The organism is Cytobacillus oceanisediminis (genome assembly GCF_007830235.1).
Lineage (GTDB): Bacteria > Bacillota > Bacilli > Bacillales > Cytobacillaceae > Cytobacillus > Cytobacillus oceanisediminis.
Genome location: NZ_VLKI01000005.1, coordinates 230226 through 243107, shown reverse-complemented (window position 1 = coordinate 243107; position 12882 = coordinate 230226). Strand labels below are relative to the sequence as shown.

Genomic DNA, 12882 nt, shown 5'->3' with positions numbered 1-12882 from the left:
CTTTTTGAAAGGTGCAGTTTTTACATTTCTAGATTTCACAGAAGCGGTTTATAAAGACAGTTCTGTTCTTTAATTGAGGATTATGAGCGTAATAGAGCGCTTATAAAGACGATTCTTTTCCATGGTTGAAGGTTATGGGCGTTATAGAGCTTTCATGAAGACGATTTTTCCTAGTACTAGCGAAATATGGTCGTCATAGAGCCTTCATGAAGACGATATTTCCATGTGCAAAAGGGGACTGGTCTTTATAGGCCTGCTTTATAGAAGAAAAGCCAATCAGCTTAATGTCTGATTGGCTTAACTCTTAATTTATTATTTAAATAAAGCAGCTACTGCACTTCGCTCCTGCTCAGTTAATGGAACCATCGGAAGGCGGACAGATCCGACATCAAGTCCCTTTATTTGAAGCGCTGTTTTTACAGGCACTGGGCTTGGGGCAGCGAAAAGTCCTTCCATAATAGGAAGAATCTGCTGGTGCATTTTTGCAGCCTTTTCATTTTCACCGTTAAGAAAGGCATTAACCATTTCCTGCATTTCATTTCCAATCACATGTGAAGCAACAGATACGATACCTGTTCCTCCAATTGCCATGCATGGAAGGGTAAGGCCATCATCACCGCTATAAAGCAAGAAATCGTCATCTGTATTGGCAATGATTTTTGCCATTGCATTCAGATCACCGCTCGCTTCCTTCACTGCAACGATGTTTGGAATTTTGGAGAGGCGGATCACCGTCTCAGGCAGAATATTTACGGAAGAACGACCAGGAATGTTATATACCATTAATGGAAGCTTCGTATTTTCTGCGATTGCCTTGAAGTGCTGATACAGCCCTTCCTGATTTGGCTTATTGTAATATGGCGCAACGATCATGATCGCATTTACACCAATTTGTTCTGCTTTTTTTGTTAATTCAATTGATTCATAGGTATTATTGCTGCCAGTGCCGGCAATAACGGGTACACGTTTGTCAGCCACTTTTACTGCGTGCTGGAAAAGTGCCAGCTTTTCCTCTTTTGACAGTGTTGGCGACTCGCCGGTTGTTCCGGCGACAACGATTGAATCTGTACCGTTTTCGATAAGATGGTTGATAAGCTGCGTCGTTTTAGGGAAATCAATATGTCCCTTGTGATCGAACGGCGTTACCATTGCTGTGGATACTCGACCAAATAGAACCATTTTTACACTCCTTGCATTTGTTCAAAAAGTTCGGGAAGAAACGGTCGGATCTGCCGCTCATAATGCTGATCCGTCGTTCGCCGCAGCAGCGGCTTTTCTTCCCCTTTTTAAACATTTATTTTTATCAAAAATTAAATATCTGTTCTTTCATATTCTGTCAGATCCTCTTCAAGATGAAAAGCATCATGCAATGCGTTCACAGCTTTTGTAAGATCTGCTTGCTTAACTAAAACCCAGATGGTTGTATGGCTGTCTGCGGATTGCAAAATGCGGATGCCCCGCTCGGATAGTGCCGTCACGATTCGTGAGGCCACACCAGGAACCCCCTGCATACCTGCTCCGACAACAGATACTTTGGCACACTCTCTTTCCACTAGCGGATCATGGCCAAGGCTCTTTAGGATACCAATGGCTTTATCGGTCATTTCTTCGGTTACCGTATAATTTACACCATTTGGATAGATGTTGATAAAGTCTACACTGATCCCCTGGGTTGCCATTGCCTTAAATACCTCTGATTGAAGATCATATTGGTCTTTCTTAGCAAGAACCTTAATCTGGGTTACATTGGAAAGGTGTGCGATTCCGGTAACAGACCGTTCCTTAATATCTGTACCCCGTCTATTTTTATTAAGAGTTGTGACAAGAGTTCCGAGACTGTCCGAATAAGTAGACCGGATCCGGATTGGAATCTTTGCCTGCATTGCAATTTCTACTGCGCGAGGGTGAATAACCTTCGCACCCTGGTATGCCATGTTGCAGACCTCAGTGTACGTCACAACTGACAGCGGCCGTGCATTTTCTGCAATTCGCGGGTCAGCTGTCATAATGCCTTCCACATCTGTAAAGATATCAATCCACTCTGCATTTAGTGCCGCACCGAGTGCAGCTGCGGAGGTATCGCTGCCTCCCCTGCCGATTGTGGTAACATCACCGTTCTTCGAAGATCCCTGGAAGCCTGCCACGACGACTACATCATGCTCTTCTAATTCTTTTAGGAGCCTGTCACATTTCATATCAATAATTTTTGCGTTTGTATGATCATTATTTGTCCTAAACCCTGCCTGCGCGCCCGTTAAGGCTGCCGCATTAATGCTGTTTTCTTTGAGCATGTTTGAAAAAACCACACTCGAAATCACTTCACCGCAGGATAAAAGAAGGTCTGTTTCCCGCTTGCTTATCTTGCTGCTGCTTCCTTCTACAAGGGAAAGCAAGGTATCTGTTGCATATGGGTCACCTTTTCGCCCCATTGCTGAAACGACAACTACAACCTTATATCCATCAGCCAGCGCTTTTTGAATATGCTTAAGCGCATGTTCACGGCTATTTTCATCGCGTACTGATGTGCCTCCATATTTTTGAACGATAATATTCATTAAAACACCTCTAACTTCTCTTTACATGAAGAGAAACTCGTTAACTACTTGACTAAACCAAGTTTAATTAAGCTCTCGGCAATTTGCACAGAGTTCCATGCTGCCCCTTTTAGAAGATTATCAGAAACAACCCACATATGGAAGCCTTTATCCTCATCCAAGTCTTTGCGGATACGGCCAACGAATACATCATTTTTCCCAACACAATCAGCAGGCATTGGGTAGATCTGGTTTTCCGGATCATCCTGCAGGACAACGCCTCGAGCATTTTCAAGAAGGCTCTTTACTTCATTTGCCGTAACACCATTTGAATCCACTTCGAAATAAAGTGATTCCGAATGGCCAGTTGCCACCGGAAGGCGCACGCAGGTAGCTGCCACTTGCAGTTCCGGCATATGCATAATTTTCTTCGTTTCATTAATCATTTTCATCTCTTCAAAAGTGTATCCATTATCCTGAAACTTATCAATTTGCGGAATGGCATTGAAAGCAATTTGATAGTGCTTTTTATCGCCTTTGACCGGAAGTATTGCCGGCTCAAACTCTTCATTATTAATAATTGCCTTTGTCTGCTCGTTAAGCTCTTCCACAGCTGCTGCTCCTGAACCTGATACAGCCTGGTAAGTAGATACAATCACTTTTTTCAAGCCGTACTTTTCCTTAACCGGCTGAAGGGCAACAACCATTTGGATTGTAGAACAGTTTGGATTCGCAATAATGCCATTATGCTTGTTAAGATCGTCTTCGTTAACCTCAGGAACAACAAGCGGCACATTCGGATCCATACGGAAGGCACTTGTATTATCTACCACGATTGCACCGTGTTCTACCGCATGGGGAGCAAGTTCCTGTGAAACGCTGCCTCCAGCACTGAATAAGGCAATATCCACACCTTCAAAGCTCTCAGGCTTTGCTTCCTGAACAGTATACTCCTGGCCTTTAAAAGTTACCTTTGAACCTGCAGAACGCGCTGATGACAAAAGAGTGAATTGCGAGATAGGAAAATCTCTGTTTTCAAGTGTTTGAATCATTTGCTGGCCAACTGCGCCAGTCGCACCTACTACGGCTACATGAAATCCTTTTTTCTGTTCCAATTTCGTTTTCCCCTTCCAGTACCAATATATTTTTCTAGCAAAATTAGTTTTTAATGAACGAGCAATATGCCTAAAATTTAATAGAACGGCGGCCAAAGTAAATTGGCAGCCGCCTTCCTGCCTTTAATGTTTAGAATGGCAGGTATCCATTTATATTAACAGCATATTGGCCATATCTCCAAAGTGTTATTATATCTTTTTTAAACATAGCTTGGAGGTTGGTTATCTTAATAACCTTTATTCTAACATATTCGTTCACTAAAGGACTAAATTTTTTTACTAGAAAAAATAGGGGCTATTGATCGTCTTTATACCTTTCCACCACAACAGGCTGCAGCTGCTTGCCCTCCATCGCATGCAGAATTGTGTCTGATAATGCAGTCATTCTTGCTACCATTGAATTTGGCTTTTTCAGAGGGTCATCCTGGCCGTAAGGGATAAAATAAATATTTTTGGTAGCCATCAGTCTCATTAAGTTTACACCATTCAGGCCAAGCGCATCATTTGTGGAGATTCCCAGAACAACAGGTTTTCCATTTCTAAGTGTCGCTTTTGCCGCCATTAACACCGGTGAATCGGTCATGGCATTTGCAAATTTGCTCATGGAGTTTCCTGTCAATGGTGCAATTACCATGCAATCAAGCGGAATCTTAGGTCCAAGCGGCTCCGCCTTTACGATTGAATCTATCACCTTGTTGCCTGTTAAATCTTCAATTCTTTGTACCCAATCTTCCCCTTTGCCGAACCTTGTTTCCGTATTTTTTACTGTAAAGGTAACAACAGGAAGCACCTCTGCGCCTGCGTTAACCAGCTTTTCTATTTCTGGAAACACTGCATCATACGTACAATGGGATCCTGTTAATCCAAATCCGATTCTTTTCCCTTTTAAACTCATATTGTATTCCCCTTTCTCTTTTGCAAATCTTCCTTAATCAATTGAGAAAGAACATTCGCCAATATTTGCCCAGCTGTCTTTGGGGCGACAATTCCAGGCAATCCTGGTGCAAGCAGAGCTTTAACTCCGCGCTTTTCCGCATAGCGGAAATCAGTGCCTCCAGGCTTGGAAGCAAGATCAATAATGAGGGTATGTGCCGGCATTTTGGAAATAACAGAAGCTGTTACAACTAAATGGGGTGCTGTATTGATGCAAATATCTGTATCCTTTACCGCATCCTCGATATCTTTTAAGTGAAATGGAGTAAGTCCCATTTCTGTAATCCGGGCAATATGCTCACTCTTTCTTGCCCCGACTTTCACTTTTGCTCCTAATGCATGGAATGTTCTGGCTACACTCATCCCTACTCTTCCAAGCCCAATAACTGCAATATTGGAACCATGGATGGTAAAATCCGTATGCTGGATAGCCATCATGATCGTTCCTTCAACAGTCGGAATGGAATTGTAGATAGCCACGTCATCTCTCTCGAATAATTGCACAAGGCGGCGGTCCGCCTGCTTTGTAATTCCTGTTAAATAAGAATTCGTGATGCCTGAATAAACCGTACAATGTGGCGGGGTTTGCGAAAGAATTTCCTCCTCAAAAACCACCTTTTCATTGGAGAAAATCGTCTCAATTTGGCCCTCCAGACCCGTGCCAGGCACTGGCAGGATAATGGCGTCTATATTGGAAAAATCCACTTCATCTATTTTTTCTTTTACCGCACCAGAGAACGCATGATCCAACTGCTCGAAACCAATCAATGAGAGCTTTGCATCAAGCTCGGTTAGTTTCCGGATGATTTCCAGCTGTCTTGCATCACCGCCGATAACTGCAATTTGGGTTCCTGTCAGCATGCAACACTCACCTTCTTTTTTCTTTCTTTTTTGAAGAAAGCATATATTTTTGAAGCCATTTATTCGCCTGGCTTCGGGTAAAAATGTCCTCGCACCGGCAACGCCACTGTACAATAGCTGCGGCACGAGACAGCAATTGCATAAGCAGGTTTACCTTTGAATGAAATGTGGCGTACTTCATGGCCGGCAATTTCATGTAAATACCATATAGGAATTGTTATATTGAACTACTTCAACATCTTATGTACGCACGGCGCATTAGGTGAGTTTTCCACCTAAAAGAAAATGGGTTTATATACGAAAAGAAGCTTTTTGGGGAGGGTAATTACAGAAAATGAAAAAGGAGAAAGCAAAATGGAAAAATCCATAACTTTTTGTCTTCCTTAAATGCATGCTTTTCAAACCGGAAATACCCTTATGTAACGGTTTGCGGGAAATACCTTGCATGATTTAGGTTTTATCTAGCAGTTTTTTGAATTTATCTAACCCGATTTAAGTTTTATCCAGCAAGTTCTAAATGTTATCTAATATGTCGCATAATTTACCGCTAAACTGCATTAAGCAGAAATAAAAAAGGACCCTTCCCGGCCCTTCTTCATCAGTATTATTCAATTTCTTCTTCATTTTCCGGGATATCGATAATAATCATGTCATTGCCGATTTTTCTGATATGCTGCCACGAAACCCTGATCTCATCTCCCTGACGCTTGAAACCAAACCATTTCAGTGAGGGAATGAGCAAAGCCTGAATCTGCCCGGTTTTTTCATTAATCTCTAGATCTGTCTGCCCAAGGACTCCCAGCCGTTCTGCCCTTTTTACATCAACAATTTCTTTTCCGCTTAACTCACTTAATCTCATGATCAGCCCTCCTTTTCTTCCTCTATATATCTTTATCGCTCTTCCGCCGTTTTTAGAAGTCTTGGACAAAAGAAAACAGCCTGTCATTGGCATAGGCTGTTTTTAAGTATATTTATATTGATTTTAAAGGTTTTTAGGAAGCTCGCCATCCGGGCTGATCAAAGCGACAGAGTATTTATCCGTAAATATGGTGTTCGCCATATTGTTCACACCCTGCATGGATACGGCATCAATTTCCTCCACAATTTCATCCATAGAGCGGTGGCGTCCAAGCAGAAGTTCATTTTTGCCGTTTCGGCTCATTCTGCTATTTGTGCTTTCAAGGCTCAGCATTAAGCTGCCTTTAAGCTGTTCTTTGCTGTTGTTCAGCTCTTTGTCAGTAATGCCATCTTGTTTAAGGGTGGCAAGGGTTTCCTGGACTGTATCAAACAGGACATCAAGCTGTTTTGCGCCCGTTCCGCCATAAAGCGTCACAATGCCGCTATCCTGGAATGCTGAATGATAGGAAAAGACTGAATAAGCCAATCCTCTTTGCTCCCTGACATCCTGGAACAGACGGCTGCTCATGCTTCCGCCCAGAATATTATTTAAGACAATAAGGTTGTAAATATCTTTATGCCCCACCTGCAAGCCTTCAAATCCAAGGCATAGATGTGCTTGTTCAGTGTCCTTTTTGCGGGCACTATGGTTTGAATGGAATTCAGGTTTCTGTTCTGTTCTTTCTCTATTGCCGCCTTCGTAGGAACCGAAATATTTTTCTACTTCCTTAATAAAGGATTCGGTAATATTTCCGGCAATGGAGATAACGACATTTTCAGGTGTGTACGTTTCATGCATGTATTGTTTCAATGTATCGCCGTTAAAAGTAGCAAGTGTTCCTTCAGTTCCAAGTATCGGATAACCAAGGGAATGATTTTCATAGATCGCTTTGCTTAAAAGATCGTGAACGATATCATCCGGTGTGTCCTCATACATTTTGATCTCTTCGTAAACGACATTTTTTTCTTTATTCAGTTCTTCATCAACAAAAGTGGAGTTAAAGAACATATCCGAGAGTACCTCAAGGGCAAAATCCGAATGTGTATCAAGAACCTTGGCATAGTAGCAGGTATACTCTTTTGAAGTGAAGGCGTTAACCTGGCCCCCAATGCTATCAAAACTCTCTGCAATTTCCCGGGCAGATCTTGTTTTCGTTCCTTTGAAAAACATATGCTCGAGAAAATGGGAAATCCCGTTATTTTCAGTATCTTCGTTCCGTGAGCCTGTTCCGATCCAAACTCCTATCGCAACGGAACGGACGGTTGGAATATTTTCTAGTACGACTCTTACTCCGTTTTGGCAAGTATATTTCTTTATCAAATAAATTCCTCCTGTTCTGAATCCCTAGACATATGCTTCCATTAGTTTATATCATTATTGTTATTTTTTCCAAAACCCTGATTATTATTTTCCCGATTCTGGATTCTCTTTTCACTTAATAGTTCAGAAACCGTCCCAATCTGGAGATTCTTCTGCTTTAGTCCCATAATTAATTGATCCAGCGATTTTTCAGTTGAATCAGTCGGATGCATTAAAATTAAAGCGCCATTATGGACCTTGCTTAAAACCCGATTGATTAGCTGCTCGGGTGATGGCTTTTTCCAATCTACCGTATCGACTGTCCACATAACCGTCCCCAGGTTCTCTTGTGCCGCAATTTTGACAATTTCGTCTCTATAGCTGCCACTCGGCGGGGCAAACCATGTTATCGGCTTGAGCACTTTTTCAGACATTGTCGCTTCAATCACATCGTTGGTCTTCAGGATTTCTTCTCTAGCTTTTGCAGAAGAAATTACCTTCATATCTGGATGAGTATATGAGTGATTGCCAACTTCATGGCCGGCATCCATGATTAATCTGGCAAGCTCTGGATTATTCTTTACCCATCTTCCTTCAAGGAAAAAACTCGCAGATACATTATGATTTTTCAAAGTGGCAAGCATTCCCGATAAATATTCATTTCCCCATGCAACATTAATAATGAAACTGACCATCGGCTTATCAGGATGGCCTTTATATACAGGTGCTGGAGGCAGATCGCCTAACTTTACTTTTGGTTCAACCTGCTTAAAAACAAGCTTTTCTTCGTTAAACTTATTCCCTGACTTCATTTTTTTATAGGATGCCTCAACATCAACCGCTATTCCATTGTAGCCTGGTATGGCTTTCCAGACAGGATCTATTTTTGCATCCTGGGCAGGTATGCTGTATTCAGCTGCTTTTGCCGCTATTTCATCATAAAGGGGGGAGTTCTTAGGCTTTGACACTGACACAGCAACAACCCCTGAATCCCCTTTCAATCCTGCAATGTATTGATCTGTAAGCGGATTATTGACAAACACTAATGCAATAACAAACATGATAGCAATATGGATAAACTTCCTCATTCTGCATGCCTCCTTCAATTCATATTATGATTTGAAGGGACAAGGTAGAACGAAAGGGTTTCGCAAAGATATGTAATGGGCAGACGAAGCCTCAAGAATTTAAATATGTAAAAAGCCAGGGTTCCCCCTGGCTCTATAGGAAGTTAAGCCAATACAAACTAACAGCTTCCTGTATTATTGCTGAGCTTTTTCCTTTTGTTCGCGCTGTTCACGCAACACCGCTTTGCGGGAAAGGTTTACTCGGCCCTGCTTATCAATTTCAGTTACTTTTACAAGAAGTTCGTCGCCAATGGATACCACGTCTTCCACTTTTCCAACGCGCTCTTCAGCAAGCTCGGAAATGTGGACAAGCCCGTCTTTTCCAGAGAAGATTTCAACAAATGCACCGAATTTTTCAATGCGTTTTACCTTGCCAAGGTACATTTGTCCAACTTCAACTTCACGAACAATGTCTTCGATAATTTTCTTAGCTTGTTGGTTCATTGCTTCATCTACAGATGAAATGAACACTGTTCCATCCTGCTCGATATCGATTTTAACGCCTGTTTCTTCAATGATCTTATTAATTTGCTTACCGCTTGGCCCAATAACATCACGAATCTTATCAGGGTTGATTGACATCATTAAAATCTTAGGAGCATATTTGGAAAGTTCATTTCTCGGCTGTTCAATCGTGCTCAGCATGGAGTCAAGAATCTGCATGCGGCCTTTTTTCGCCTGCTGCAGTGCTTCCTCAAGGATTTCACGGGATAAGCCCTCAATTTTAATATCCATTTGAAGGGCAGTTACACCCTTGGAAGTCCCCGCAACTTTGAAGTCCATGTCGCCAAGGTGATCTTCCATGCCCTGGATATCAGTCAAAATGGAGTAATGCTCACCTGATTTAATAAGTCCCATTGCAATACCGGCAACTGGAGCCTTAATCGGAACACCAGCATCCATCATCGCTAAAGTACTTGCACAGATACTTGCCTGGGATGTTGAACCGTTTGATTCCAATACTTCTGAAACAAGACGGATTGTATATGGGAAGTCTTTCTCAGAAGGAATAATCGGTTCCAACGCACGCTCGCCCAGAGCACCATGACCGATTTCACGGCGGCCCGGTCCTCTAATAGGCCCTGTCTCACCCACACTAAAGTTAGGGAAGTTATAATGGTGCATAAATCTCTTTTCTTCTTCAATTCCTAAACCATCCAGAATCTGAACGTCTCCAAGGGCACCCAATGTACAAATGCTCAGCGCCTGGGTTTGTCCACGCGTAAATAATCCTGAGCCATGGGTACGAGGAAGTAAGTCAACTTCAGAAGATAGAGGGCGGATTACATCCAGGCCGCGGCCGTCAGGGCGTACTTTATCTTCTGTAATTAAACGACGCACTTCTGCTTTGACAATTTTATCAAGGATTTGCTTGATTTGCTTAAGCTTATCGTCATCCGCTTCTTCTGCTTCATATTTAGCTGTAATTTCTTCTTTTACAGCCTTTATGGCAGCTTCACGAGCATGTTTTTCCTGTACTTGAATTGCAGCAATCATATCCTTCTCACAGATGCCGCGCACTTCAGCCTCGAGATCCTGGTCAACTTGGTATAAAACCACTTCCATTTTCTCTTTGCCAATTTCAGCCGCAATCTCTTCCTGGAAGGCAATCAGGCGCTTAATTTCTTCATGCCCGAACATGATAGCTTCAAGCATTATCTCTTCAGGTACTTCTTCAGCGCCAGCTTCAACCATGTTGATCGCATCCTTTGTTCCGGCTACAACAAGGCTGATGTCGCTCTTTTCTGCCTGGTCCACAGATGGGTTGATGATGAACTCGCCATCAATCCGGCCGACACTTACACCGGCGATTGGTCCTCCGAAAGGTATATCAGAGACGCAAAGCGCCAATGACGAACCAAACATTGCAGCCATTTCGGATGAACAGTTTTGGTCCACACTCATTACCATGCTGACTACTTGTACATCATTTCTGAATCCGTCAGCAAATAATGGTCTAATCGGCCTGTCAATTAAGCGGCTTGCCAAAATAGCTTTCTCGCTTGGACGGCCCTCTCTCTTGATAAAACCGCCTGGTATTTTACCTACAGCATATAAACGTTCCTCGTAATTCACTGTCAGTGGAAAGAAATCCAGGTTTTTCGGTTCTTTTGATGCTGTGGCTGTACTAAGAACTACAGTATCTCCATAGCGCACTAAAGCCGCACCGTTAGCCTGCTTAGCTAGCTGGCCAATTTCAACGGTCAATTTGCGCCCAGCCCAGTCAAGGCTGTAGACATGTTTATCTTGTCCCATATTTTTACCCCTCTCTGCAATTCACTTGAAGACCGGCGTCTCATCTGCCTGGTCAATTCAATCATTATTTATCCTGCATTGGCTTCCAGTAATCCTGCAAAAGCACTTGGATTCCTTGTACTGGCGTTACCCGCCAATACTCCTGGCTGTAGTATTACCTGCAGCAGAATTAGTTTTTTATATAGAAAAGCATTAGATGCTCTTAAATCATAATTAAAATATGCATATTATAGTATGCACAGTTTTCCCGTCCGCTAAAATAAGAATAGATTATGTATGTACAAAAAGAAAGGTGTAAGGCGCCCGCTTATCGGCGACAAGTCCCTCGAGCTGATGGGGCCTCCTCCTAAAAGCTGCCGCTTTTAGTCGTGCGAAGGAAATTCTGTCAAAGCCTTACTTGTGAAGCTAGACAGTTCTTGTAAAAAGCACATGATTTGGAACAAAATTCAACTTTTTAAAGCTAATAAAAAAGCGGGAAAAAATCCCGCTTCTGTTGATTATCGACGTAAGCCAAGCTTATTGATTAGCTCACGGTAACGCGCAACATCTTTGTTACGAAGGTAAGTCAATAGGTTACGACGCTTACCAACCATTTTCAAAAGACCGCGACGTGAATGGTGGTCTTTCTTATGAGTACGTAAATGGTCGTTCAAATTGTTGATTTCTTCAGTAAGGACAGCGATTTGAACTTCTGGAGATCCAGTGTCGCTTTCATGAGTTTTGAACTCATTGATTAGCTCATTTTTACGTTCTTTTGTGATTGCCATCCGGTTCACCTCCTAATTTTTCAATCCCCTGTTACTGAGCAAGCGTCGGTGACTCGACTTGCCAAGCAAAGGTTCATTTGGTACGTTACTAAGAATACAACTTTTTGTGACAAAAAGCAAGGCTAAACCCTGTTTTTCTCAAAATATTGCAGTGCCTGTTGTTTATCTTTTCCGATTTGGCCGATCAATTCCTGAACACCCGAAAATTTTTGCTCGCTTCTCAGATGCCTATGCCATTCAACGGTAACTTTCCGGCCATAAATATCTTCAGAGAAATCAAATATATGGACTTCTACCGATGGCTTGTCCCCTTTTTCTTTATTGAAAGTGGGTTTATAGCCAACATTGCATACACCTTCATGCCATTTGCCGTCCGTTAAAAGCCTTACGGAGTATACACCGACCGGCGGAATGATATATTCATCTATAAGGTCGATATTCGCGGTTGGAAAACCGATTGTCCGCCCTCTTTTATCGCCATGGACGACAACTCCGGAAGTTGTATAATGCCTCCCCAATAGCTCTGGAAGTTCACCTGTTTTCCCTTCCCGAATGTATTTTCGTATAAGCGTGGAGCTTATTTTTTCATCTCCATTGGAAAGCTTTTCAATAACAGAATATTCGAATTGGCCTCTTGAATGAAACAAAAGTGTTTCCATTGTACCGCGGCCCATGCGGCCATATGAATAATCAAAGCCTGCAACCACATGTTTTGCATTAAGGGCGATTAAATATTGATCCACGAATTCCTGTGGCAAAAGATTTGCAAATTCTCTTGAAAAATGGACGACAAATAAATAGTCGACACCCAAATTTGCCATAATGCTGATTTTATCCTGGAGAGGCGTAATATATTCTATATGCTGAACACTTTTGCCCAATACTACTGAAGGATGGGGATCAAATGTCATAACCGCACTTTTTAAACCTTTTTGTCCGGCAATTGCTTTTGCTTGGAGAATGACTTTTTGGTGCCCGCGATGCACTCCATCAAAATATCCAAGTGCTATTGCCATCTCAGGCATATCATTTTTTTCTATATTATGGGGGTGTTGAATATGAATTACTTCCATGCGTTTATTTCACCTTTTC

At 42.3% G+C, this 12882-nt stretch carries 11 protein-coding genes; all 11 read right to left on the bottom strand.

All coding sequences use genetic code 11. From position 1 onward, the window contains the following. Positions 1-312: 312 nt before the first annotated feature. The 11 genes from dapA to ribF all read right to left on the bottom strand — a co-directional run bounded on the left by dapA (position 313) and on the right by ribF (position 12863). A complete protein-coding gene (gene dapA, locus IQ19_RS11455; RefSeq protein WP_144542546.1) occupies positions 313-1179 on the bottom strand; it encodes a 4-hydroxy-tetrahydrodipicolinate synthase in 867 nt (288 codons plus the stop codon). A 131-nt stretch (positions 1180-1310) separates the two neighbouring features. Continuing rightward, positions 1311-2555, bottom strand: a complete 1245-nt coding sequence (dapG, locus tag IQ19_RS11450) for an aspartate kinase (RefSeq protein ID WP_144542545.1) — start codon at positions 2553-2555, stop codon at positions 1311-1313. A 44-nt stretch (positions 2556-2599) separates the two neighbouring features. Further along, a complete protein-coding gene (gene asd / locus IQ19_RS11445) occupies positions 2600-3649 on the bottom strand; it encodes an aspartate-semialdehyde dehydrogenase (protein WP_144542544.1) in 1050 nt (349 codons plus the stop codon). A 295-nt stretch (positions 3650-3944) separates the two neighbouring features. Further along, the gene (gene dpaB, locus IQ19_RS11440) at positions 3945-4544 is read right to left on the bottom strand and encodes a dipicolinate synthase subunit B (protein WP_144542543.1); all 600 of its coding nucleotides are present in this window, start codon (positions 4542-4544) and stop codon (positions 3945-3947) included. Further along, positions 4541-5443 carry a dipicolinic acid synthetase subunit A gene (gene dpaA, locus IQ19_RS11435; protein WP_144542542.1) on the bottom strand — a complete coding sequence of 301 codons (903 nt, stop codon included), beginning with the start codon at positions 5441-5443 and terminating at the stop codon, positions 4541-4543. Before dpaA ends, dpaB begins: the two co-directional genes overlap by 4 nt. A 604-nt stretch (positions 5444-6047) precedes the next feature. Further along, positions 6048-6302 carry a YlmC/YmxH family sporulation protein gene (locus tag IQ19_RS11430; RefSeq protein WP_144542541.1) on the bottom strand — a complete coding sequence of 85 codons (255 nt, stop codon included), beginning with the start codon at positions 6300-6302 and terminating at the stop codon, positions 6048-6050. 123 nt (positions 6303-6425) lie between these two features. Then, entirely contained in the window at positions 6426-7661 is a 1236-nt protein-coding gene (locus tag IQ19_RS11425; protein ID WP_144542540.1) for a M16 family metallopeptidase, read from the bottom strand. A gap of 41 nt (positions 7662-7702) precedes the next feature. Further along, positions 7703-8728, bottom strand: a complete 1026-nt coding sequence (locus IQ19_RS11420) for a polysaccharide deacetylase family protein (RefSeq protein ID WP_144542539.1) — start codon at positions 8726-8728, stop codon at positions 7703-7705. Positions 8729-8902: 174 nt separating this feature from the next. Continuing rightward, on the bottom strand, positions 8903-11023 hold the full coding sequence (gene pnp, locus IQ19_RS11415; protein ID WP_144542538.1) for a polyribonucleotide nucleotidyltransferase: 2121 nt from the start codon (positions 11021-11023) through the stop codon (positions 8903-8905). Between the two features lie 497 nt (positions 11024-11520). Continuing rightward, positions 11521-11790 (bottom strand): 30S ribosomal protein S15, encoded by a 270-nt coding sequence (rpsO, locus tag IQ19_RS11410; RefSeq protein WP_009330698.1) that lies wholly within the window; start codon positions 11788-11790, stop codon positions 11521-11523. 122 nt (positions 11791-11912) lie between these two features. After that, the gene (gene ribF / locus IQ19_RS11405; RefSeq protein ID WP_144542537.1) at positions 11913-12863 is read right to left on the bottom strand and encodes a bifunctional riboflavin kinase/FAD synthetase; all 951 of its coding nucleotides are present in this window, start codon (positions 12861-12863) and stop codon (positions 11913-11915) included. Between the last annotated feature and the right edge of the window lie 19 nt (positions 12864-12882).

Bases quoted from the DNA above. Each gene is read 5' to 3' on its own strand.
- dapA (WP_144542546.1), bottom strand. From the start codon at position 1,179: ATGGTTCTATTTGGTCGAGTATCCACAGCAATGGTAACGCCGTTCGAT.
- dapG (WP_144542545.1), bottom strand. From the start codon at position 2,555: ATGAATATTATCGTTCAAAAATATGGAGGCACATCAGTACGCGATGAA.
- dpaB (WP_144542543.1), bottom strand. From the start codon at position 4,544: ATGAGTTTAAAAGGGAAAAGAATCGGATTTGGATTAACAGGATCCCAT.
- dpaA (WP_144542542.1), bottom strand. From the start codon at position 5,443: ATGCTGACAGGAACCCAAATTGCAGTTATCGGCGGTGATGCAAGACAG.
- IQ19_RS11430 (WP_144542541.1), bottom strand. From the start codon at position 6,302: ATGAGATTAAGTGAGTTAAGCGGAAAAGAAATTGTTGATGTAAAAAGG.
- IQ19_RS11420 (WP_144542539.1), bottom strand. From the start codon at position 8,728: ATGAGGAAGTTTATCCATATTGCTATCATGTTTGTTATTGCATTAGTG.
- pnp (WP_144542538.1), bottom strand. From the start codon at position 11,023: ATGGGACAAGATAAACATGTCTACAGCCTTGACTGGGCTGGGCGCAAA.
- rpsO (WP_009330698.1), bottom strand. From the start codon at position 11,790: ATGGCAATCACAAAAGAACGTAAAAATGAGCTAATCAATGAGTTCAAA.
- ribF (WP_144542537.1), bottom strand. From the start codon at position 12,863: ATGGAAGTAATTCATATTCAACACCCCCATAATATAGAAAAAAATGAT.